Raw genomic sequence first — 22,977 nt, forward strand, 5'->3', positions numbered from 1 at the left:
CTCTAAACCCAATGAGTTGATGGTGACCCTTCAATTCTTTGTCGGCACTCATTGGGTCTTCCGCTCTGAATATCTTGGAAATCAACCTCGACAAGCATCGAAGTACTTGATTCGCACGTAGCGTCAAATTGTACCATCTAACGCATCGTCGCAGCGACGGGGCGGACAGAGCGTCGGCTAGACCGAGAGAGACTCCAATGATCGGCCATCACTTTTGGAACTTCCCGGTGAGAGCCCTCGACGAGAACAAGTCGGTGGATGATCGTCCGGGTCTTCCAAGCGCCTCGTCGGCACACATCGGTCGAGTACAGGAGATAGGTGAGTGTACCGAATACCGGCAGGATGTTCGATATGAGTACTGTCAACGCTTAGAGGACGCTCTCCTGACCAGTCCCGTAAACGTCCGTTCGTCCGTGCCCGCCCGATACCCTGGCAGCAACTTGAGCCTGTTCGTACCAGCCTGAGTTCGATTCAAGCATCATTGCGCCGGACTGCTGGTCGCTGCGTCGTACCACGGCGACTCTGACCAAGACGTAGCGCGATATCGGGAGCTTCACATGTCGATTCTACACGCTCATAGGCTTGCAACTGCCGCGCTCCTTTCCTTGATCCTGAGCTCGAGCGCCTGGGCAAAAGACGTTTACGTTGCGTTAGCGGGTCCAATGACGGGAAGCACTGCGGCGCTGGGCGTGCAGATACGCGACGGAGCGGCTGCGGCTGTGGATTCGATAAATGCATCGGGTCTGCTGCCAGGCACAAGGCTCATATTGAGGATTGATGCCGACGACGCATGCGATCCCAAGCAGGCCGCCGCTGTTGCCAATCGCTTGACAACCGACGGGCTCAAGCTTGTCGTTGGGCACTTCTGTTCATCCTCGTCGATTCCGGCGTCAGATATATACGCCGAAGCGGAGGTGATTCAGATCTCACTTGCCTCGACGACTCCCAGCCTGACAGAGCGTGGCGAAACCAAGCTGTTTCGGGTTGGCGGCCGCGATGACCAACAAGATCGGGTTGCAGCAGAATACATCGTGCGGCATCACCAAGGCGCAAAGCTCGCGGTCCTCGATGACAAGAGTACAGCTGGCAAAGGCATCCCCGATATCGTTGACCAGCCGCTTCGTGCAGCCGGCGAGCGCACTCTTCGACAGAGCTATGTTGCCGGCGAGAAGGATTACCCCGCTCTGGTTTCGAGACTGAAGAGAGAGGGAATCCAGATCGCCTATATCGGCAGTTATTACAACGAGATCGGCCTCATCGTGTGTCAAGCTGCGGAGGCGGTCGCACGCCTGACCGTGATCGCCAACGATCCGCTGACGACAAGCGACGTTTTGGCCATTGCCGGCGACGCCGCAAACGGCACGCTCTTCACCTTTATGCCGGACCCGACGAAGAATGCCGCAGGGGCAGCCACTGTCGCCAAGCTCAAGGGTTCGAGCCTACCTGCCGCAGGTTACACGCTCTACGCTTATGCCGCGGTTCAAGCATGAGCAGACTCGGTCAAACGGGCCGGCAGCTTCGACGCCACGCGGGTCGCTGCGGCCCTACGCTCAAAGTCAATCGAAACGGTCATTGGCACGGTTCGAGTCGACTCCAAGGGAGACAATGCCGCTCCTGGCTTCATCGTTTACCGCTGGCGCGACAATACCATGGAAGCGGTCGAGCAGAACTGATCGCCCGCCCCAACACCGCACGGAGCGTTCGAATGATGAACCATCCTCGACATAGCGATTACGCGCTGCTCACGTGCATCGCAGTCGCCGCAGTCGCAGCATTTCTAGTCCTCGTGGCAATGCTATCACAGCTGTCATGCGCGCCCGTACGGCCGTCCGAAGAGTACGTTCCGATTCGCCTGGTGCCACTGCAGTGAGCACAACTTCAGCATTCGTAAGACCGACGAACATCGGTACCTTCTTCCAGCTAGGCACACTGATGCGCGCCTCGCTCTCGGCAGTGAGCCGTCAGCGCTTCTTCAGAAGGAACGTAGCTTGTGGCAAGATGTCAGTCGCGCGCAGTTTGTCTGCGGATTGCGCGAGTTCAGGCCAAGCGTTAGCAGCGCTGTTCGGCCGAGTGGACGTGGCGTTCCATCCCCTCCTGGAAACAGGTATTCGCTGGGATAACGCCGTGCGACGCCTGATCCGTGCTGATCGCTACCGGACTTTGAGACGGGCTCTGATCCGGTGCGGCGCTTAGATCTAAGCCCACCTATTGAACCCCCAACATTCACATTCATGCGCGCCTTGCGCTTGCCGGCTCTAAATATAGCACCCGCCACGTAGGCTCGATGATCGCCGTCAACTGCTCGCGTCGACAAAAGGGAGAACACCAAATTGGATGCCAAACTGCAAGTTATGCTTTCCTCGCTCTCGCCGGTCGCTCGCGAATTGGATGCTCTGCCGTCCGGGCGGCCCACCCCGGACAATGGTTGCGTGAAACTGAACACGAATGAGAACCCATTTCCGTTGCCGGGCATCGTGATGCGAAGCGCAATTGCAGCTCTTGAGCTGCAATACCTCTATCCAGAAGACGACAATGTCAGCTTGAGACAAGCGGCCGCAGCTGCTTATGGCATTGCAACTGATTGCGTTATGGCTGGCAATGGATCGTCTGAACTCCTCAGCCTCATTTACAGAGCCTTTCTTGCCCCGGGGGACGGCGTCGCAATGATGTCGCCCGGCTTCTCATTCAATCGCAAGCTTGCCATGTTGCAAGGGGCCCGTTTCATTGAAATTCCCTGGTCTGAACCTGACTGCTTGCCGATGGACGAGCTGCTTTTCGGTGCGGCTAAACATGCCAAATTCATTCTGCTGGCCAATCCGAACAATCCGACCGGAACCTTTGTTCCGCTTGCTGAGATCGAACGCCTCGTTATACGATCTGACCGATTGATCGTATTGGACGAAGCTTATGTCGATTTCGCACCTGAGGACGGCCTACGCCTTGTTGAGCGCCATTCGAATCTTCTGGTCCTGCGCACGTTTTCCAAGAGTTATTCCGCCGCTGGCATTCGCGTCGGCTTCGGTTTCGGCCATCCCGAGCTAATTGGGCGGCTTCGCAACATCCAGAATGTTTTCAACATGAATGTGGTCGCTCATGCGGTGGGCATGAGCGTCCTTGCGCATCGCGACGCCTACGAGGAGAACCATCGCCACGTCAGACTTGAGCGGCAGCGCGTAGCGGCCGCCCTTTCAGAATTTGGGTTCTCTGTCACGCCTTCCCACGCGAATTTCCTCCTCGCCCGTGTGCCCCTAGGCCAGAGTGGCAGATGGTGGCAGGCGGCGTTGGAAGACCACAAAGTCCTTGTTGCCTTCTTTCCGGATGCCGGCCTGGAAGAGTGCATTCGGATTAGCATCGGTACAAAGCGCCAGATGGATGCTTTTCTTCCGGCGGTCGGCAGCATTCTTAAGAAAGTGGGATTCCGTGGCTAGTGGCCCGTTCCACTCATGTCACGGATCCCCGCTTGTGATCGATCCGGACGACGTCTGATGCAGCTTCGCGACGCAGCCGGAGTCAGTTCTCATCCAGTCAGCGCATTACGAGCTGTTGAGAACGGCTTCGCAGCCTATGCAGCGCATTGCCAGCGAGCGCCACTTGCACCTCCCGAAACCCGGCGATTCCGGTCCTCTCTACCTAGGAGATAACTGAGTGAGAAATGTTCTTCCCTCAAACCTGACCTGCGGCATCTTTGATCATCTTGACGAGGACGGCCGCGATATCGCCCGGCAATACGCGGACCGCCTCGCGCTGGCGGAGGCCTACGACCGGCTCGGTTTCTATGCCTATCATCTGGCGGAGCATCATTGCACTCCCCATGGAAGGGGCCCCTCGCCGAACTTGTTTCTGTCGAGCGTCATACAACGCACACAGCGACTTCGCGTTGGTCCATTGGTCATGCTGCTCAACCTCTATCACCCGCTGCGTGCATTCGAGGAGATCTGCATGTTGGATCACCTGAGCAGCGGCAGGGTTGAGGTCGGACTTGGTCGCGGCTCCCTACCGATCGAGCTGAGCTATTTTGGGGTTGGAGCCGACGTTGCCTCGAGCCGTTACGAGGAAGCTTCCCAAATCTTCGTTAGCGCGATGAATGGCGGCCCGCTTTCATACCAAGGGCAGCATTTTGCGCTGAGCGACGTTCCCTTGACGCTTTCACCTCACCAGCGTCCTTGTCCCCCGACATGGGTTGCTACAAATCGGCCAGAGTCCGCTCATTGGGCGGCGGCAAATGGCGCAAATCTGGCGTGCATGGGGCCTTCTTCTGCCGTTCGCAAGGTCACCGATCGCTATCACGCTCATCGAAACGCGGAGCGTGACGCCAGCGGTTCAGCACCATTTCTCGCATTGCTCCGCATGGTCGTAATTGCCAGCTCTGAAGCAGCCGCCCGTTCCCTCGCCGCGCCAGCCTACGAAACATGGCTCAAAAGCTTTAAGTTCCTGTACGAGCTCAATGACATCCCGACTCCACCCAACCTGCCCCTAACCTTAGATGCCGCGATCGACAGTGAACTGTGCGTCGTCGGAACGGGCGCTTCGGTGCGCCAAACTCTTCTCGATCATCTGGAAGAGGCAGGGGCCAACTATCTTCTTTGCCAGCTCGCCTTCGGATCTCTGACACTGGATGCCTGCCTCAATACGGCAACTGCGATTCACTCCGAGCTCATAGCGGCAGACCGCTGACCGTGAGCCAACAGCGAATTGCAATAGAAGTCGCCATTGATCCAGCAACAAATGACAACGCCGAGGTCGATGAGTACCGGAGCCGAATGCATCTATAAGGCAGCTCTTGCGGTCCAAAGGGCCTTTGTGCGGATTCGACCCTTTCGACTACATCACCGAACAGGAGGCGTAACGGCAACGAACGGCCTGTCCTTCACTTTGCGTGCCTTGATACTGTCCGAGCAGTGGTTTGCTTGGGCAGGTAAGTCGGCTCACGCTCGTTCCGCTTTGGCGCGCTGGTTCGTCGATCCCATTCTACACGAATCCGAGGTGTGGCTTATCGCCCGAGCGGGCCTGTCGTGACGCGGTCCCGGCAGCGCTCCGCTCAGACCGAAGAGATCGCGCGTAAGCTCGAGATCGTGCTAGCGGAATTGGCTTCGCTGCGCATTCTGCTGGCCGCGCACGGCATTAGCACCCCGCGACCTCTCGATGAGGACTACCTCACTGTTCAGCGGTTCGCAGTGATGAACGACATAAGCCCCGAAGCCGTGCTCTCTCGGATCCGCCGCGGCAAGTTACGCGCGGAGAAACGCGGTGGCCGGTGGTGGGTGAAATGCACGGTTTGCACAGCATAGCCGTGCAGGGACGAGGACAGTAAGACAGACGAAGTGAATCAATCCGAGATACGGACTCCGGTACGAGAAATGATATGTGCGTTTAAGTTAGCATCTCTTCTGAGCTCGACTAGACGGCCGATGGAGACTCAAGAGATCGATCGAGGTCAACATAGCGCACGCCAACACGCCGTCGCCAGATCGGGAGGCTCAATCTCGATGTACCCATGCAATCACAAAACGCGTGGGCGCGCCCCGAGCACCGGGTATCTGATGACCACCGTTGCGTGACCGGGGATCACTCAGTCAATTCCGCCTGGTTAACAGAGCGATCGCAGTGAACAAGCGGAAAAGCATTGGACGCCTGGCAGGGGAAGTCCAACTCCGATGCCGCTGGCGGTTTGTGGCAAACAGAACCACCCTCCATGTCGGTTTTTCGACGTGAGCCACCGCACCCGCCCGGGTTACGGCTTGGAGCACAAAGATAAATGCCTTGCCTCGCAAATCGCACGCTTTGCGAGCTTCCCCGAGCAACCTGCGCCTCACGCCCCTGGCAGAGAAATTGCACCCCAATCATTCGCCGTTTTCAGGGGCGCCGCGCGCGCCGGTGTCAAACGGGAACAGATCTGATTTCGCTGGATGGTCGCCAGAATCTGGCTGGAGAAGGAGATGGCAATGATGTCACCAAGACTGATGTCAGTCCTCGGTTCTATGGCAGCAGTCGAGCGTATGTTGTGGAAACTTCGAGAATTGATCGATGGAGACGGCTCAATCTCACCTGACGTTCGAGAGACGCTTCATGTAATGTTAGATGCAAAGCGTCGTTCCGCAAAAGATAAGATTATGAGCGACGCGCGCGCTGCGATCGACGCGACTCCCGATTTGCCGCAGGCGGTCCGGGACCGAGCATTCAGGTCGCTCGATTTTGCAACGAAAATGTTGATCACCAGCGAACCGCGCCGCACTCAGGATCCGCTTAGCCGAGTCGGTATCTGCAGCGCTAATCGAAAGATGCATTGATCCATGCCCCGCTCCACCCATTGCCCGCCGCAACACTTGGCTGAGCACTGTTGATGTTAGCCGAGGCGCTTCGATTGAGCTCCTGAGGAGCTTTTAAGCTCCTGGAATGGAGCGACATCACCTCGGTAGTTGATGAATCTGCGATGATCCGCAAGAAGGCTCACGGAGAGCTAGAACCATGGTTGGAACGAGCATGCGCAAGCCTCGTCATGTCTTTCGCCAACGGCGTCATCAAGGACAAAGCCGCCGTCAGCGCAGCGATTACGACGTCCTGGTCCAACGGACAGACCGAAGGCCAGATCACCAAACTCAAACTGGTTAAGCTCCAAATGTAAGGGCGCGCCAAGCTCGACTTGCTGCAGGCTCGGGTAATCGGCTCCACATGACCAGTGCTGCGCCAAAATAGCGTCAGAGCCTAATTTAGGCCCTCGGCTTCAGAGGATGACTCCGGCACGCCTTGCACCACAATGCGACCGCCTGCCCGCCGCCCCACGCGAATAGCCCAGGCGTCTTAACAGCACGCCGGTATTGCGCAGGAGACGGCTAGCCTCGTCCACGTTTCAGCTGCCGCCGAACGTCTTCTTCGTCCCGCCCGGGTCGGGTGGGGCAAGCGGCCGAGAGAAGCGCAACACTCTGACCAAACGACGGGTATCAGCCCATAACGAATCTCGTTTCCTGCAACGATCACGGCGTGGGCCGCTCAGGGCATCTGCAGACTACGCCTGGCTCGCGCCCACTGCTGCTGCAGGCCACCTCGTGTTAGAATAGATTTTGGCTGGGAGTAGCCGAAGGGACTTGAATCGTACGTAGCGTCACGTTGTAGGAACGAGGCATCCGCCGCCTCGCGCCGACCAACTAGTTAGCCACCGATGGCGGGAGTGTGACGTAACACATCAAGCAATCCTCCGGTTTAGACATCCAGATGACCACAGCACTCGTGTTTCTCACTATAATCTTCTTTGGCGGCTTTGGACTGGGCTACGGTGTGCGCAGCTGGCGTTCCCGCAAGCGACGTGAGCGCGCCCGGCTCTATGGTGCTCTCTTTCATTCCGGCACTTCTGCTCCGCCGCCGCTCCGAGTTCCCGCACGCCGTGGTTCCTAACGTTGCATTCGGCCTCGCTCAAAGAGGGAAATTGCGGATCCGCCACGCGAGGGAGAACGCCCTTCACCGTCGGTTCGTCGAGCACAGATTTGCAAGGCGGAGTGGAGGCCACGCGCGTGCTCGCCTTGAGGCGGTCCCAACAGCACGGTGTAACGTGTGACTGATCGCCGATCTGACCCGAGATGCTGAGCGATGAAGACCGCGGGTCGGCCATTCACGGATCATCAGGTCGGCGGCGGTGGAGTTGCAAACGCCCCCGGCCTGACAACGTCCATCTGTGCGATCTTAGCATGTGCGTGAGCAATTGCCGGACCGACTTCTAATCAGCGCTGGTGCGAACCTCGGAGAAGATATGTCTGGCACGCGAGCTAGCGCTTGAACTGAATGCGACGGCGAGCACGGCGGCAGCGTCGACAAGGAGCCGCCTTCACTCTGCTAGTGCATCTACAGCGCTTCGATGCCCGTCGCGATCTGCACCTGGCGAAAGGAGAGATCCAGAGCCCTCGCAACGATTCCGATGTTCATCTCACGTCAGGATCAAGGCCGCGCTGATCGTGACCAATGCGTCCTGGCCGAGTTCGATTCGTTTAACTCGCCTACCTAAACGGAAAGGTTTCGTAGGTGAGGCTTCCTTCGTAAAACTCGATCCCGATAGTCAGTGCAGCGGATGCATCATGAAACCTGACGAGCGCCTCGCCGAACTCGTTGAGAATAGCGCGTGTTTTGATGACGAGGCATGGAAAGCATGGGCACAGTGCCTCTCACCCACTGAGCGGCTGGCGTATATTCGCGAACATCGCTCTCACTTCCGGTTCACTGATTATGATGAAATGATAGCTGTTGTACGGGGTCGGCGCTTCACCGGTTGCTCATCGCAGCTCCTTCGATGGCGCGACAGGATAAGAGCAAGGACGTTGCAAAGTGCTCTGCTCTCCTTGGTTGCGGTGTGGCTGGGTATCATCTGGCTTGCGGTGCGCTTAATCCCCTGAGATCAGCTGCCCGCTTTTCGTCAACACCTAAGCGACCCGTGTTCGCACGCGACCGAACATTGCGACGCGGTTGGAGATGATCTGCAATGCCGCAACCTGACGCAGCGTTCGGTTCGAACATTCCTTTGGGCGCGACTGTTGCGATGCAGTTACAGCAATTCGCGCGGACGTTGTTAAGACGCACGAGGCTCGGAGGCACTCAAGACATGAGAGTAGAAATGAAGAACTTGTTGCTCGCGACTGTGAGCCTTGTGGCGCTTGACGCGATGGCGCCCGCATTTGGCGCGGATCTGGCTGCGCAGCCCGTCCAACCTCTCTACAACATAGCTCCGCAGCCTGTCGCGGCTGCAACCTACGACTGGAGCGGCTACTATCTCGGTATGAACGGTGGCTTGGGCTCTAGCTCGAATTGCTGGGATTTCAATGGCGGCACGGCCGAGGGCTGTCATGATGCGGCCGGCGTGACGGTTGGTGGCCAGATCGGCTATCGATGGCAGGCGGGCCCGATCGTGCTGGGTGTTGAAGGCCAGGGGAACTGGGCTGATTTGGCCGGGTCGAATCACAGCATCGCGTTTGTCGGTATCAACCAGACCAAGATTGATGCGTTCGGTCTCATGACGGGGCAGATTGGCTATGCCTTCGACAACGTACTGCTTTACGCCAAAGGCGGCGCCGCAGTCACGAGCAACACCTATCAGATCAGCTCGACCCTCACGGGCGCGCAGCTTGGGAACAGCGAGCACGTTCTTTGGGGCGGCGCTTTGGGAGCCGGCATCGAGTACGGGTTCGCACCGAACTGGTCGGTTGCTTTCGAGTACGATCACCTATTCATGCAGCCCGCCACGGTGAACTTCGCCGCGCCCGCTGGTGGGACCGATCGCATCCGCCAGGATTTCGATCTTCTGACTGCACGGCTCAACTATAAGTTCGGCGGTCCGATTCTTCTCAAATATTGATCTGTCGTTCAACGGCGGATCGAAAGCCCCGGCGGATGGTCGGGGCTGTTTTGACCTGTCAGTCTGCTGTACAGGAGCCATACACGGTCTTATGCATTCCGGGAGACCGCGCTTAAGCAAAGCCGTTCTCCTTGGCTATAGTCTGTCGTCGCAATCCGAGCCCCAGAAAACGCTCAGATACGCGAGGATGTCACAAGAGACGAACCGGGCAGATGAGAGCCGTATTTGTGAAGCTGCTGCTCGAGTTGACGCCGTGGCGGTGAATGGGAGGCAAGGTACGAGCCGAGATGACGCATCCGTCCAAGCCCCTGTCGTCCAGCAGCGACGGCATCACAGCACCATTGCGCTATCCACCTTTTCGACGCATCTGGCTTGCGAGTTGCTCACAAATCTCGGCATCCTGATCCAGGGCGTCGGCGCAGCCTGGGCGATGACGCAGGTGACGTCTTCGGCGGACCAGCTTGCGCTTGTGCAAGACCGCGCTCCTGCTGCCCATCATGCTGATTGCGATATCTGCTGGGGCAATTGCCGACATGCATGACCGTCGCATTGTGGGGCGAGTTGCGCATTCGATCGAGCTTTGCGGCGCGACCGCGTTGGCCGTCCTTGACTGGCTGGGTCTCACTACGCCAGAATCGTTGTCTGACGTTCTGCTTTACCGTCGGCGACGGCATGGCGCTCATGGGACCCGCTTGGTAATCTTCGGTGAGCGAGCAGGTGCTGTCGGAAGCTCTGCCCTGCGGCAGTCGCGTTAACGGCATCAGTTATAATATCGCGCGAAGTGTTGGACCGGCGGTTGGCGGTATTCTCGTTGAAGCGGAGGGGCAGAGGCCCGCGTTCGCGCTTAATACGGTATCTGCTGATCATGCTCGCGCGTTTCCTTTAGAAACGCATCTCTGAGCCTTCCGTCTTTCGCCTGAAGAGCTCAGCCGCGCAATGGTTTCAGGCGTATAGCGCAACAATCTGGATGGAAGCGCATTGCGTCGCGAGAAATGTTCCTGAATGCTGAGTTGTTGCCTCACGTAAAGTGCTCCTCAATGGCAAGGGAGCGCAGGGACAACGATGAGGCGATTGAGTATGGCGACCCGCAATGGGCTCGAAGCGGCTGCGTTGCTGGCTCAGCAAGCGCTCGATCAACGACCGAGCGCGACATCGGCGGGCTCGAAATGCCCATCCGTTGTGCGACCCGCTTCCTTCGCTCCCCTGGACGCCCCCCAGTATTCCCGCATGTAGCGATGTTCCCGATGGGATTCGCCTGGCCGTCTGTCGGAACTGGATACGGTCGTTCATCTTGAATCCGAGTCGCCCTAAACGGAGTTCTGCGTACTATGGCCCCGCGGGTAACTGTAAAGGCTTTTTGAGGATCTCCGTGCACGTGTGCGGTTGCTTTGTATCTGGCGACCACGGAGAGCGACAAGGTCTCGTTCAACCAGCTCAACCGGGCCGTCGGATCATATACCTGAAGGTCGACGCGGATACTGGCGACGACGTACCCAACGATGACATCGTGAAAGGCTCCGAACTCCACAAGGGTCAGTTCATCGAGCTCACCCATGAGGAGCTCGAGGATATCGCGTTGGAATCCACGCGGACCATCGAGATCGGTCAGTTCGACGACAGGTCCGACATCGACCCGCGCTACTTGATACGGCTTGGGCGTCCTCTTGCGCCACCCGAGATGCGCAGCAAGCACAATATTTCGAAGATATCCAGGACGTCAAAGCAGCAAGCATATGCTCGATCTCGCCGAGCCCATCGTCGACCAGAAGCGGGCGGGCAAGCCGATCGTGCCGAAGGAGCGTCCGCGCGGCGAGAAGGTCGTTGACCTGATGGACGCGCTGCGCAAGAGCATCGGCGGCGCGGCAGCTGAGACTAAGGCCGCGCAGAAGCCAATCAGAAGACGAAGACAGCGAAACCAGGACCGCAAAACAATTCGAAAGCAGTTAGGCGCTTGCTGCAAGACCTATGCAGCCACCGCGGCCGCCGCTTTGAAGGCCGATTGCCAAAGCGTGCCACTCAGGGTTGAACTGCGGCTTTGCTGGCCCGCAGCATTCCGTTGGCGACGGTATTGGCCGTCTGAGCTGCAGCAAAGTGATCGCGGGGCGGCGATTTGGTTGGACGTTTGCTGGCCGGGTCGTGGGAGGCCGCGTCGCTTGCGAGCATCCCCGCCAGCCTGGGCGAGCTGAGCTCGCACGTCTACTTGAGCTGCGCGTGTAGTGAGTCATGGTCGAGTTCGCCTTCCCACCAGGATACAAACACCGCGGCAATACCGTTCCCGATAATGTTCGTAAGCGCGCGCACCTCGCTCATGAACTTGTCGATTGAGAATACGATCGCGATGCCCGGGACAAGCTCAGGACTGACCACCGTCAACGTTGCGGCCAGGGTAACGAAACCAGCACCGGTAACACCGCTTGCGCCCTTCGAGGTGAGCATTGCCACAACCAGTATCGTGAGCTGCTGGCCAAAGCTGAGATCGACCCCGAGCGCCTGCGCGATGAACAACGTCGCCAACGTCATGTAAATGTTAGTCCCATCCAAATTGAAAGAGTATCCCGTCGGTACCACTAGGCCCACGACCGGCTTGGAACAGCCCAGCCGTTCGAGCTTTTCCATCAACTGCGGCAGCGCGCTTTCGGACGACGACGTTCCGAGCACGATCAGCAGCTCATCCTTGATGTAGACGATGAACTTTAGGATGGAAAAGCCGACCAAGCGCGCGATCAGGCCAAGCACAATGATCACGAAGAGCCCGGCTGTCACATAGAACAGGGCAACTAATCCGATGAGTTTACCGAGCGCGGAGGGTCCGAATTCACCGATGGTGTAGGCCATGGCGCCGAACGCTCCGATCGGCGCGGCCTTCATCACGATTCTAATGACACCAAACACCGCGTGCGCAGCATCGTCAACCAGACCGCGCATCCGCTCACCACGCTCGCCAAGCGCCATCAGCGAGAACCCGAATAGGATGGCAAACAGCAGCACCTGTAGCACGTCGCCTCGCGCCAGGGCGCCAACCACGCTATCAGGAATGATATTGAGGAGAAAATCGACCGCCTTCTGCCCTTCCGCCGTCTTGACATAGTTAGCTACCGCCGCGGCATCAGCCCTGGGAGCAAGTCCATGACCGGCCTGAACGAGATTGCCCATCACGAGACCCAGGACGAGCGCGAAGGTTGATACGATCTCGAAGTAAAGCAGTGCCTTGACGCCGACTCGGCCGACCTTTCGTGCATCCTGAACATGCGCAATTCCGGACACAACAGTACAGAAGATGATCGGTGCGATCACCATCTTGATCAGCTTGATGAAACCGTCGCCAAGCGCTTTGACCCAGCTGCTCGTCCCCACAGCAGGCCACAACCAGCCAACGAGAATCCCAATCAGGATCGCGATGAGTACCTGGATGTAAAGAACTTTGTACCAGGGGCCAGATGGCCGGAACAGGGCGGCGGCTTTGACAGAGCGGCGCTGGCGGTGAGTGTACATCATGCTCGACCCGGCGCCGTGGTACCAAAGAGGAGTGACAAGGAAGGTACCGCTTCGCTCAGTGTTCCTTCGGTGCGGGGCGCAGGGGACTCTGACCGCTCCGGATGGGCCCGTCCATTGCCGCGGATTCCCGAATCGGCTTGCCATCTAAGCGAAACGAGGTTCTGAATCGCTTCTGAGAGCAGCGATAGAATTGTGAGAAAGCGTCCTTGAGAGCTGGAGAGCATCAGCGTCACCACCCATTTCTATCTTGTTTGGTTGTTCGAAGATGCCATCCGGCAGCTTCTATGACGCCAACCTTAGCAGCCGGCGACCATTCTTCACTTCGGCAGGCACTCTCGCAGCTATCGCGCCGGAGCGCGACACGATGCCCACCAACTCAACTCCATTGTTCCTGTATTTGTCTTGCAGGATCACAAAATGCGCCATCGAGGCGATACATGGTCCGGACCACGTCGCCCAAAAGTCGACGATGTATACTTTCCCAGGCTCGAACTTTATAACCGGCTGGCCACGTAACCAGTCCTCAACTTTGATCAAGGGGGCGCGCGAACCGACGCTCAGCACATCTGCCGCACCGACTTGACTTGCGCTCTCAGTCAGACTGGTCATTGCTCAAACTCATTTCACCTGGCTGTTCCGAGAAAGATAGCAAGTCGCATGCCAGCCCGCGCTCATTGATATTACGCATTTTTCGTATTATTCCTGTCGACCTCGCGACGCATGTCGCATATCCGACCAGTTATTTGGAGCTTCTCAGGCGATCAGCCGGCCGGACGTTCTTGACGCGCCTGTAGACCGACGAGGCCGAAAGCCAGGCAGCGCAAGGCCGAGTTCACCACTCCACATCCCGATCGGTTTCCAGGATGACCAATCCGGCGCTCGGGATCACGACGTGAACTGACCTGCTTTGGTCCGTCGACTTGCGCTTGAGGGCGATCTGAGATTTCCAGTTCAACTCTTTGATCCGAGGGGCGATGAACCAGACCAGGGCGGCCAGCTGCAGCAGCACATTGATACTGAACGCCGTCTGATACGCGATTGAGGGGCAGTGTCCGTCCTTTGCCGGCCATTGCTCGAGAATTAACCCCGTCCCGTACTGGACCAGGAAAGCCCACCCGAAATGCAGAACGTTGAGCACGGCGTTTGCGCGGGCGTCAATTCGGCCGGAAAGTAATCTCCGATGATCGCGTAGCTGAGGGGGATTGCTGATCCCACCGCCACCACAATGATCCATGAGGTAGCGACAGGAAAGGTGGATGCAAGATCAGCGCGAGTTCGGCTGCAATGAACACAGCAGCTATGATCGCGCGCAACGTTTTCAATGCTCTTGCCAGGCGGGCGCAGCGAATCGGCGACCGCACCGAGCAGCAATGCGCCAATGCTTAGGGCTGTCGCCATGATGAGCAATTGTATGGTAAGGCTTGTTCGATCCAACCCTTCCACATCGCTGAGACAAGACGCTACCGACAAGGACTGCAGGACCCTTGCGGATCCGATACCTTGAAGAATTCGGCGCAATTCTCCAGAGCCGCCCATCCGTATCGACGGTCTTCTGACCGACTGTCCGTAGAGCGGATCTTTGTACTTACCTTCTGCTCTAGAACCAAAGAATAGATTACAGCCGCCGCGGTGGCGCTGGATGCGGCAAGCAACTCGAATGGACCGCGCCAGCCTATCCAGTTAAGCAATGCCTCGGCTGGTGCGGTTGCCGTCACTGCGCCCAGTGCACCCAGAATGATCCATCTTCTTGTAGGCCTAATGGCCTCGGCTCCGATGATATCACTAGTCAGGTCAACCCGCGACCTCGATCGTTCTTGACGGAAGGTGCCGGAGCGCTCGTCTGAGCTCAGCGAACTGATGGAACAAGACAAACAGTGCAATCATTCCGGCGCCCAACTCAGCGATTGCCTGACTGGCCAGCAGTCCGTTGAAACCCGATACGACGGGAAATAGCAGTACGGCAGGTATGAAGAGATAGCCTTGCCTCGCCAAGGAGACAACCGCACTGAGGCGTGCTCTCCCGAGCGACTGAAGCATCGTCGTCACGAAACTCTGAACACCAAAAAGTCCAAAAAACAGATGAAAGACGATGCAGGTCGATACGGCGAGTTCTGTGACCTTATCGCTATCGCTGAACAGCCTGACCAAAGGCCGGGCAAAAACCACAACGGCTGCAGAATACGTAACGGAAAGAGCGACAGTCATCAAGAGCATGAACTTCGCAGCCTTCAGTATACGAGCAAAGTCACGTGCGCCCCAACCGAAACCCAGGACAGCTTGAGCGCCTATACAGAAGCCGGTGATAGGCAGTGCGCCGATCATCAAGATGCGCGCAGCTATTCCCACGGCCGCGATGGACTCGTCTCCGAACGGCGCGGCAGCTCCGTACAAGAGCATAACGGCAATCGCAGATAAAACACTGGTCATGGTCGCCGGTGCCCCTACCAACGCGAGCTGTCTGATGCGACCTGCTCCCAACGAGATGTGAGATATCCTGACGAGGACTATCCCGCCAGGCTTCGTAAAATATGCGATGTAAAGGCAAATAGCAGCGATCTGAGATACCAGTGTCGCCAGGGCTGCGCCTCGCACACCGAAGTCCATCGAAAATATGAAGATCGGATCGAGTACGGCATTTAGGACGAATGCGGCAATCATCGCCCACATGCTGAATCGAGTGTTGCCTTCGGCTCTGACGATGAAGCCGCTGACGATGTTTAGAAGCATCACAGTGTACCCGAACAAAAGTATCACCGCGTAGTCGAGCGCCACGGGCATGATGGTTGGAGTTGCCCCGAGCGTTGCGAAGATCACTCGTAGGCTTGGAAGCAGAGCGGCCGTAACGACGAGACCGATCGGAGCGGCGAGCGCGAGTGCAGTACTTGCGCCTCGACTCGCCTCCAGGTACTCACTAGCGCCCAGATGACGAGATATGAACGACGCCGTCCCAACGCCGATCCCCTCTCCGACCGCCGCTAGCAGGAGCACGATCGGCAAGGTCATACTGACAGCTGCGATCGCCTGCACGCCAAGCGCGCCAACAAAGATCGCGTTAACGGCCTGATGTAACGCGACGATCGACAGGCCAACAACAGCCGGAATGGCGAGCCGGAGGATAAGGCTCGAGAGATTGGGGTCCGATAAATCGATCTTCTGCTTCTTCTTGGGCATCATATTGCAATCGCTCTCGACAACGAATTCCGTATCCGTGTCATTCATGGATCGAAGTGTCGTACAACTCGGATTCGTTTTCGATCGCATCGCGAACGAATCGACGCATAACGCGTAACTCCGTCTGCATGTCATAGATTGTGTGCAGGGCCGGATCCTCATGATCTAGGTGAACGTTGATATCGTCCGGCATCACTGCGACGCCCTCTTTAGCGGCCGAAAACGCCGTCGACGAATCCTGCGCCTTCAGCGCCGGTCCAAGTGTGCCCCAGAATGCTTGCATCGGGGCTTTCTCGCGGAGTTCAGAGTCTGCTTCAGCGATTCGCTCAGCATCCGCTGCTTTGGCTTCATCGCTCGTGCGCCAGGTGCCATTTACGAGTTGTGGAAACACGTCATGCAGTTGCATCGTGCGAAAGGTGACGTGACCGTCACGGTCGATGACGAATGAGGTGGTGATAGTGCTAGAAAAACTGGGCGCCATCCAACACGTCTTCATTGTTCCCGCGTAATCGAACGCGATCCAAAAGTTCAGCTTGGAGCGTTTCGTGGTCAACCACGCGTCCAATTTTGTTCGCGCCTCCTCGGCCGTTAGCCTCGCTCGGAAGCTGCAACTACAATGACCTCAACTGCGTTATGGTCGTGTTTCTCTTGTAGCTGCGCGAGATTGGAAATCTCCGCCCCACATCCGCCGCACCAAGTCGGCCAAAACGCGACAATATACGGCGTACCCAGCTTAAAGTTGGTGTGGGGCTCGCCACGCACCCGGCTTTCCACCCTGATCGGGGGAGCTGGTGAATCCATATGAACAATCATGTTGTTCTCCAAAGCTATTCCCACACCTTCGCGCGATTGTTTGCGCAAGCGCGAGTGTCCCTAAGAAACGTGGCACGAGTTCTATGAACGAGAGAGCGCGTCTGCATGCACTCCGCCTGAGACTGCGTTGCTGTGTGACTAGCAACGACCGTGCCAGCAGTACCAACGCACATTCACACCCGATTCGACCTAAGATAGCCTCGTCGGTTCAACATGGCGGGCTCTTTGGAGCTAACCGTCTCGTTCGATGTCAGACATCGGACGCGGGTCGTGCGCTTCGGGCCGCGGGCGTTGTGCCCCGCCCATCATGACGATGGTCGCTACCGCAACCGCCGGCGTGCGGAACCGGCTAATAGCTATTGGTATGAGCCTCGCTCGTTCCGCCGTCTGAATGCGCCTCCTACTCAATGTCCCTGCTTCCTAAACAAAGCGCGGCGATCCGACGGTTGCGGTTTTGTTGAGCGTTAGGTTGCAAATCGCGACAACGTCGTTGCATCGGAGTCGCCCGATAGGCCCCCTTTATTTCGTGACCGGCCTTCCATCGCGTAATGCGCCGCTCCAGCGCCTCGAGTTGAACGGAAGACCGCTCACAGATACCCAATGGTTCCGAAATACGCTCGGGGGGTCAGGAAGCGCGACTGGCTGTTGATGATGGCGCTGCATATTGCACCGACCGTGCAGCCCTATCCGCGCAAGATGCATGAGCACGGCGATACTGTTACAGCGAGCATGCAAAGACGCTATTACCCTGCTTCGAGCTTGCTTTCCCGGAGGCTCCATTACAGGGGCGCCAAAGGTGCGATCGATGGAAATCATTGCGGAAATCGAGCGGGCGGCGCGATACGTCTATTGCGGGGCGATTGGCTTTATCAGCTTCAACGGGCACATGGACACGAATATCGCGATCCGCACTGTCACGATCGACGACGATCTGGCCGTGTTTCATGCGGGTGGCGGCGTGACGGCGATGTCGGATCCAGAGGCCGAATACGAAGAGACGCTCGCCAAGGCGCAGCGACTCTTTGACGCGTTTCGTGCTGAAACATTCGGTGCATCTTGATTGTCATCATCGACAACTACGACTCCTTCGTCTTCAACATTGCCCGCTATTTCCGCAAGCTTGGTGAAGCAACGGAAGTGATCCGGAACGACGTGGTCGGCGTTAGCGATCTTGTTGGCCTCAAGCCGCGCGCAGTAGTTATCTCGCCCGGTCCCTGCGGTCCAGCTGAGGCCGGAATATCCACCGCCGTCGTCCGCGAACTTTCGGGTCAAGTCCCCATTTTAGGCATCTGCCTCGGTCACCAGTGCATTGGGAGCGTTTTCGGCGCTCAAGTGGCGCGTGCACGTCGCCCTATGCATGGTCGATCCTCCTACGTAACTCATGATAGCCGAGGGCTATTCACGGAACTCCCGTCCCCACTTCGCGTCGGGCGCTACCATTCTCTCGTTGTCGAGGTCGATGAGTCATGCGCGTCGCATCTCACGGTGACAGCGCGTTCGGAGGAAGGCGAGGTCATGGCCCTCGCACATCGATATCACCCAACTATTGGTGTGCAGTTCCACCCTGAATCGATACTTACCCAACAAGGGCACGTGCTGCTGCTCAACTTCTTGCGACTCATATAGTCTTCCAGGGGGTGAGGAGCTGAAGTTGCGTCACACGCATGGGCTCCCGGCCTGCTCAGAATCCCGCTCCGAGCAGTTGATCTCTTCGATTTGAGTAGAGCGACGCCGCCGCGTTCGTTCGACGGCACCAAAAGCGTTCAGCATGCCGAGTGTGCCGCCCATCAGGATGGCAAGGAAAGCTGCCGCCGCAGGATCCCGATTGAGAGTGCGCGCCGACAACGATGCGGCTGAGGACGCGCGGCCGAGGTAATTGCTGCCGAGCGGCAGCGCCGAGCACAAGCGCGCGAACAGTCATTGTCGACCGGCGCGCCGATGTTGTGAGGGGCGATGTCAGGCGGCAACGATGCTAGCGCCGATTCGTGCCTGCGAGCGGACCGCCCCAGGTGCGACCGGGGCGAGCGCTTCGACTGCAGCAATGGTCTGATCAGTTTCAATGATGACCGCGCCTCGGGTCAGATGGGATCCCGGCGATATAGACCAGCAACCCAAGGAAGAGATAGACCGAGCAGAAGATCATGACGCAGACCTGGATGAGCGGCATGTCGCCTGTCGAGACCGGTATCGATCAGACGGTGCGCAAGCCCTGGGTACCCACAATCGACAGTTTCAGACCGCTCTTGCTCTAACACTTGGCCGCTGGTGGCCCAAGGTCTGGCTTCCTTCAGATGCGTGCGATACGGACCAGCGTTGGCCTCATCGCGAAAGCGGCCAACGATTTGAAGGCGGATTGGCAGCCCACTGGTAGTTTGTGCCGAAGCCAGAGCGCTTCGTTCTCGACATGAGGGCTGCTGTACCTGGGGCGAACTCTCTGACGAAACTGGGAGCACTTCTCGAGCAGCAGCGCCAGAACCGCAATTTTTTCTGCCACCGCATGTCAAGCTGATCACGCAGCGCCAGCCCGCCGGGCGTTCTGCCGGATGAAGCTTCATCCACTCGGCGAGCTGCGGCGCACAACTCGCTGTGAGGTGAGAGCCCCGTTCAGGCTCCCTCCCCCCTTGCGGCCCCTTGCGGGGGAGGGGGTAGGGAGAGGGTAAGCCGCAACGGAGGTGCGCGTAGGAAAACGTCAGTTCGACTTGGTCGCCGGTGCGGCGGCCGGTTGCGCGGCAGCCTGCGGGGCGCGGCCGACGATGACGGTCAAAAGCCCCTGGCCCCACAGCCGCTTGGCGGCGGCCTTGGCGTCGTCCAGCGTCACCGCGTCGACAATGCCGTTGCGCTTCTCGATATAGTCGATCGGCAGCTTGTCCTGCTGATATTGCAGCAGCGCCTGCGCGAGCTTGGAGGAGGTGTCGAGCGCCAGCATCTGCGAGCCCTTGAGGTAGGACTTGGCCTCGTCGAGCTCCTTTTGCGTCGGGCCCTCGTCGGCGATGCGGCGCACTTCCTTCTCGATCGCGTCCATGGTGTCGCCGGCACGGTCGGCGCGGGTGCCGGTGTTACCGATGAAGATTGCCGAATGCTCCATCCAGAGCAGCGATTCGAACACGGAATAAGCCAGCCCGCGCTTCTCGCGGACCTCACGATAAAGCCGCGAGGACAGGCCGCCGCCGCCGAGGATATGGTTGACGACATAGGCGGCCATGAAGTTCGGATCGCTGCGCTTCACGCCGGGACCGCCGAAGGTGATCACGGTCTGCGGCACGTCGAGCGGCACGAAGGCGCGCTGCGGCGGCTTGGCGGCCTCGACATCGGGGACCGGCGTCAGAGTGGCCTTGGCAGGCAGGCTCCCAAACGTGTGGTCGAGCAGCTTGCCGAGGGTCGCCGGATCGACGTCGCCGACGACGGCGATCTTCAGCGTGTCCCTGGCGAGGATGCGGCCGGCATAATCCTTCATGTCGGCGACCGTGATGGTCGGCACGCTCTCCAGCGTGCCGGTGGTCTGCTGCCCGTAAGGGTGATCGCCGAACGTCATCTCCAGGAATTTGCGGCTTGCGAGCGAGGTCGGGTTGGTGGTGTCGCGGCGCAGGCTCGAGATGACCTGCGAGCGGATGCGCTCGACGTCGGCCGTGTCGAAATGCGGCGAGGTCAGCGCCGAGCGCAACAGGTCGAAGGCCTCGTCCTTGTTGTCACGCAGCATGCGCAGGCTGCCGCGGAAGGTGTCGCGGGTCGCGCTGAAGGAAAGTTCGATGGCGCGGCGGTCGAGCCGCTCATGGAACGTCTTGGAATCGAGATCGCCGGAGCCCTCGTCGAGGAGGTCGCCGACCAGATTGGCGACGCCGGGCTTGTCCTTGGGATCCTGCGCCGAGCCGCCGGCAAAGGAATATTCCATGGCGATCAGCGGCACGGTCGCGTCCTGGACGAACCAGGCCTCGATGCCGCCCGGCGAGACCAGGTGCTGGATTTTTGCTGCCGCCTGCGAGGGCGAGACCGAGGCAAGCGCGAGTGTCGCACCGGTGGCGACGGTCAGCGCGAAATGACGTGCGCGAAGGAAGGGATGGGTCACGAACGCTTCTCCTCGCGCTTGGCGGTAGCGGTGTCCTTGATCAGATAGCCGGTCACCGAGCGCTTCTTGTCGAGCCATTTCTGTGCAGCTTGACGGACCTGCTCGGCGGTGACGGCGCGAATGCGGTCCGGCCAGCTTCGGATGTCCTCGATCGACAGGCCGGTGGTCAGAGCGCCGCCATACCAGCGCGCCAGCACCGCCTGATTGTCCTGAGCGTAGATCGCCTCCGCGACGAGCTGGGTCTTGACCCGCTCGAGATCCTCGGCGCGGATCGGGTTCGCAACGATGTCCGCGATGACGCCGTCGATGACCTGCTCGATGTCTGCGAAGGTGACACCGGATTTCGGCGAAGCCGAGATCATGAACTGGGACGGGTCGAGCGAGGTGCTCGAATAGCTGGCGCCGGCCGACACCGCGAGCGGCTTGTCGACGACGAGCGCGCGGTAGAGATAGGAGTTGTTGCCGCTGCCCATCAACTGCGCCAGCACGTCGAGCGCGGCACTCTCGCCGGCCGCAGCCGTGGTCGCCGAGGGCACCAGGTAAAGGCGGCGAAGGCTCGGCTGTTCGACGCGCGGGTCGGACAGCGTGACGGTGCGCGGTGCCGCCGGCTCAGGCTCCTGCGGGCGGATGCGCTGCGCGGGGATCGCGGGCTGGGCCGGGATCGGGCCGAAATTGCGTTCGACCAGCGGGCGCACGTCGGCGGCCTCGACATCGCCGGCGATCACCAGGATCGCGTTGTTCGGCGCGTAGAAGCGGCGGTAGAAGGCGAGCGCGTCCTCCCGATTGAGCTTCTCGATCTCCTGGTGCCAGCCGATCACCGGCCGGCCATAGGGATGGTTGAGATAGAGCGCGGCCATGACCTGTTCGTTGAGCCGCGCGTCCGGGCTGTTGGCGACGCGCATGTTGTACTCTTCGAGCACGACGTCGCGCTCGGGCAGCACATTCTCGTCCTTGAGGATCAGGCCGGTCATGCGATCGGCCTCGAATTCCATCATGGTCGGCAATTGCTCGCGCGGCACACGCTGGTAGTAGTTGGTGTAGTCGACCGAGGTCGAGGCGTTCTCGTTGCCGCCGACGCGGAGCACGGTCTGCGAGAACTCGCCGACCGGGTGCTTCTCCGTGCCCTTGAACATCAGATGCTCGAGGAAGTGGGCGAGGCCGGATTTGCCCGGCGTCTCGTCGGCCGAGCCGACCTTGTACCAGATCATCTCCGTGACCACGGGCGTGCGGTGATCAGGGATCACCACGACCTGGAGGCCGTTGCCGAGCGTGAAGCTGGCGGGGCGTTCGGAGGTAACCGCGGTCTGGGCGCGGAGGCCGCTGCTTGACAGCGAGGTCGTGCAAACAAGTGCGGCAACGAAAAGGGCGGTCACTCGGTGTGAGGGCATCATGATCCTTGGGAAGCCCGAACATGCGGTCGGGCGCGAAAGCACGTGCACCCTACACGGCACTGTCCGTGCCGGTCATCACGAAACGGAGAGAGACGCGCCGCCCCCGCATTAAGCTTTGCTCATGCGAGGCCCGGCCGCGAGGATGAGATTGTAAAACCATAAGTATCGCTGATTGACGTTTAGATTTGATCGTCTCCGCGCGGTGCGCCAGCGCCTCTCGTGGCAAACCATTTACCTGCCGAAGTTTCCTTACGGTAAACGCGGTACCTTTCGGATAATCACGCCCGAGAGGGCATCTCCTTCAAGAACTCTACACGCGTCGCATCTGGTTTCTGCATGAAGGGCTGTTGGAGCGCGGACTTAAATCTCCGTTGACACCGAGCTCCAGTACGCCAGTTCCGGGCAGAATTCGGCACGGCATCGTGTCCGCAATAATCTGCGGGGTACACCGGACTTCGGGGTACACCGGACTTCTGCCCGCTCGTTCTCAAGACGCCAGTACCGGTGGGTCTGTTGCGCATGATATCAAGGAACGCGCCCGCGCCGTAGTGAGTCAGATTCCAAAAGATCTGCTCGCGCGAACCGCTGCCGTTCTTCTCCTCAAAGACTCAAAGTCGAGCTACGTCAATAGAAGGCGAGAGACCACCCCAGGACCGTATCCAGCGATGGGGAATGGTCATCGGGAAGGTGGGACGGGGCCGCTCGATGAG

Annotated in this window: 15 protein-coding genes and 4 pseudogenes; 11 read left to right on the forward strand and 8 right to left on the reverse strand. The window is 58.9% G+C overall.

The features are described from left to right. The first annotated feature begins 557 nt into the window (after positions 1–557). The 9 genes and pseudogenes from ACVJ5M_RS44535 to ACVJ5M_RS44575 form a co-directional block, all read left to right on the forward strand. Positions 558–1,490, forward strand: coding sequence for a branched-chain amino acid ABC transporter substrate-binding protein (locus ACVJ5M_RS44535; RefSeq protein WP_354079535.1), 933 nt, complete (start codon positions 558–560; stop codon positions 1,488–1,490). A gap of 861 nt (positions 1,491–2,351) precedes the next feature. Beyond that, entirely contained in the window at positions 2,352–3,428 is a 1,077-nt protein-coding gene (hisC, locus tag ACVJ5M_RS44540) for a histidinol-phosphate transaminase (protein WP_354079623.1), read from the forward strand. Between the two features lie 217 nt (positions 3,429–3,645). Continuing rightward, the gene (locus tag ACVJ5M_RS44545; protein WP_354079533.1) at positions 3,646–4,674 is read left to right on the forward strand and encodes an LLM class flavin-dependent oxidoreductase; all 1,029 of its coding nucleotides are present in this window, start codon (positions 3,646–3,648) and stop codon (positions 4,672–4,674) included. 1,262 nt (positions 4,675–5,936) lie between these two features. Continuing rightward, complete coding sequence (locus ACVJ5M_RS44550; RefSeq protein ID WP_354079531.1) at positions 5,937–6,287, forward strand: hypothetical protein; 351 nt, start codon at positions 5,937–5,939, stop codon at positions 6,285–6,287. A 164-nt stretch (positions 6,288–6,451) separates the two neighbouring features. Continuing rightward, positions 6,452–6,622, forward strand: a pseudogene (locus ACVJ5M_RS44555) (ISL3 family transposase); the annotation flags it as partial. Positions 6,623–8,063: 1,441 nt separating this feature from the next. Then, positions 8,064–8,378: a hypothetical protein gene (locus ACVJ5M_RS44560; RefSeq protein ID WP_354079529.1), complete on the forward strand. Its 315-nt coding sequence runs from the start codon at positions 8,064–8,066 to the stop codon at positions 8,376–8,378. Between the two features lie 218 nt (positions 8,379–8,596). Continuing rightward, positions 8,597–9,334, forward strand: coding sequence for an outer membrane protein (locus ACVJ5M_RS44565; RefSeq protein ID WP_354079527.1), 738 nt, complete (start codon positions 8,597–8,599; stop codon positions 9,332–9,334). Between the two features lie 287 nt (positions 9,335–9,621). After that, a pseudogene (locus ACVJ5M_RS44570) lies at positions 9,622–10,189 on the forward strand (MFS transporter); the annotation flags it as partial. A 436-nt stretch (positions 10,190–10,625) separates the two neighbouring features. Then, positions 10,626–11,244, forward strand: a pseudogene (locus tag ACVJ5M_RS44575) (Ku protein); the annotation flags it as partial. A gap of 286 nt (positions 11,245–11,530) precedes the next feature. Here the strand turns inward: ACVJ5M_RS44575 and dctA are convergent. The 6 genes from dctA to ACVJ5M_RS44605 form a co-directional block, all read right to left on the reverse strand. Beyond that, entirely contained in the window at positions 11,531–12,826 is a 1,296-nt protein-coding gene (gene dctA, locus ACVJ5M_RS44580) for a C4-dicarboxylate transporter DctA (RefSeq protein ID WP_187437134.1), read from the reverse strand. A gap of 285 nt (positions 12,827–13,111) precedes the next feature. Further along, positions 13,112–13,438, reverse strand: coding sequence for a TlpA disulfide reductase family protein (locus tag ACVJ5M_RS44585; protein WP_354079525.1), 327 nt, complete (start codon positions 13,436–13,438; stop codon positions 13,112–13,114). 223 nt (positions 13,439–13,661) lie between these two features. Further along, positions 13,662–13,967, reverse strand: a complete 306-nt coding sequence (locus tag ACVJ5M_RS44590) for a hypothetical protein (RefSeq protein ID WP_354079523.1) — start codon at positions 13,965–13,967, stop codon at positions 13,662–13,664. A 653-nt stretch (positions 13,968–14,620) separates the two neighbouring features. After that, positions 14,621–16,048, reverse strand: coding sequence for an MATE family efflux transporter (locus tag ACVJ5M_RS44595; RefSeq protein ID WP_354079521.1), 1,428 nt, complete (start codon positions 16,046–16,048; stop codon positions 14,621–14,623). Beyond that, positions 16,041–16,553: a hypothetical protein gene (locus ACVJ5M_RS44600; RefSeq protein WP_354079519.1), complete on the reverse strand. Its 513-nt coding sequence runs from the start codon at positions 16,551–16,553 to the stop codon at positions 16,041–16,043. The genes ACVJ5M_RS44595 and ACVJ5M_RS44600 overlap by 8 nt, the downstream gene beginning before the upstream one ends. A 35-nt stretch (positions 16,554–16,588) precedes the next feature. Continuing rightward, entirely contained in the window at positions 16,589–16,813 is a 225-nt protein-coding gene (locus ACVJ5M_RS44605; RefSeq protein ID WP_354096667.1) for a redoxin domain-containing protein, read from the reverse strand. Between the two features lie 733 nt (positions 16,814–17,546). Between ACVJ5M_RS44605 and ACVJ5M_RS44610 the strand changes: the two are divergent. Both ACVJ5M_RS44610 and ACVJ5M_RS44615 read left to right on the forward strand, forming a co-directional pair. Continuing rightward, positions 17,547–17,873 (forward strand): annotated as a pseudogene (locus ACVJ5M_RS44610) (chorismate-binding protein); the annotation flags it as partial. After that, the gene (locus ACVJ5M_RS44615) at positions 17,870–18,439 is read left to right on the forward strand and encodes an anthranilate synthase component II (RefSeq protein WP_354079517.1); all 570 of its coding nucleotides are present in this window, start codon (positions 17,870–17,872) and stop codon (positions 18,437–18,439) included. The pseudogene ACVJ5M_RS44610 and the gene ACVJ5M_RS44615, both read left to right, overlap by 4 nt. 1,063 nt (positions 18,440–19,502) lie before the next feature. Here the strand turns inward: ACVJ5M_RS44615 and ACVJ5M_RS44620 are convergent. Beyond that, positions 19,503–20,876: a M16 family metallopeptidase gene (locus ACVJ5M_RS44620; protein ID WP_354079515.1), complete on the reverse strand. Its 1,374-nt coding sequence runs from the start codon at positions 20,874–20,876 to the stop codon at positions 19,503–19,505. Continuing rightward, positions 20,873–22,264: a M16 family metallopeptidase gene (locus tag ACVJ5M_RS44625; RefSeq protein ID WP_456679751.1), complete on the reverse strand. Its 1,392-nt coding sequence runs from the start codon at positions 22,262–22,264 to the stop codon at positions 20,873–20,875. Before ACVJ5M_RS44625 ends, ACVJ5M_RS44620 begins: the two co-directional genes overlap by 4 nt. Positions 22,265–22,977 lie beyond the last annotated feature (713 nt).

The sequence above is a fragment of the Bradyrhizobium sp. S3.7.6 genome, assembly GCF_054061875.1.

What these genes read in the sequence shown, in the direction of transcription:
- ACVJ5M_RS44605 (WP_354096667.1), bottom strand. Translation starts at nt 16,813, where the DNA reads ATGATTGTTCATATGGATTCACCAGCTCCCCCGATCAGGGTGGAAAGC.
- hisC (WP_354079623.1), top strand. Translation starts at nt 2,352, where the DNA reads ATGCTTTCCTCGCTCTCGCCGGTCGCTCGCGAATTGGATGCTCTGCCG.
- ACVJ5M_RS44595 (WP_354079521.1), bottom strand. Translation starts at nt 16,048, where the DNA reads ATGAATGACACGGATACGGAATTCGTTGTCGAGAGCGATTGCAATATG.
- ACVJ5M_RS44585 (WP_354079525.1), bottom strand. Translation starts at nt 13,438, where the DNA reads ATGACCAGTCTGACTGAGAGCGCAAGTCAAGTCGGTGCGGCAGATGTG.
- ACVJ5M_RS44560 (WP_354079529.1), top strand. Translation starts at nt 8,064, where the DNA reads ATGAAACCTGACGAGCGCCTCGCCGAACTCGTTGAGAATAGCGCGTGT.
- ACVJ5M_RS44625 (WP_456679751.1), bottom strand. Translation starts at nt 22,264, where the DNA reads ATGCCCTCACACCGAGTGACCGCCCTTTTCGTTGCCGCACTTGTTTGC.
- ACVJ5M_RS44550 (WP_354079531.1), top strand. Translation starts at nt 5,937, where the DNA reads ATGGCAATGATGTCACCAAGACTGATGTCAGTCCTCGGTTCTATGGCA.
- ACVJ5M_RS44535 (WP_354079535.1), top strand. Translation starts at nt 558, where the DNA reads ATGTCGATTCTACACGCTCATAGGCTTGCAACTGCCGCGCTCCTTTCC.
- dctA (WP_187437134.1), bottom strand. Translation starts at nt 12,826, where the DNA reads ATGTACACTCACCGCCAGCGCCGCTCTGTCAAAGCCGCCGCCCTGTTC.
- ACVJ5M_RS44565 (WP_354079527.1), top strand. Translation starts at nt 8,597, where the DNA reads ATGAAGAACTTGTTGCTCGCGACTGTGAGCCTTGTGGCGCTTGACGCG.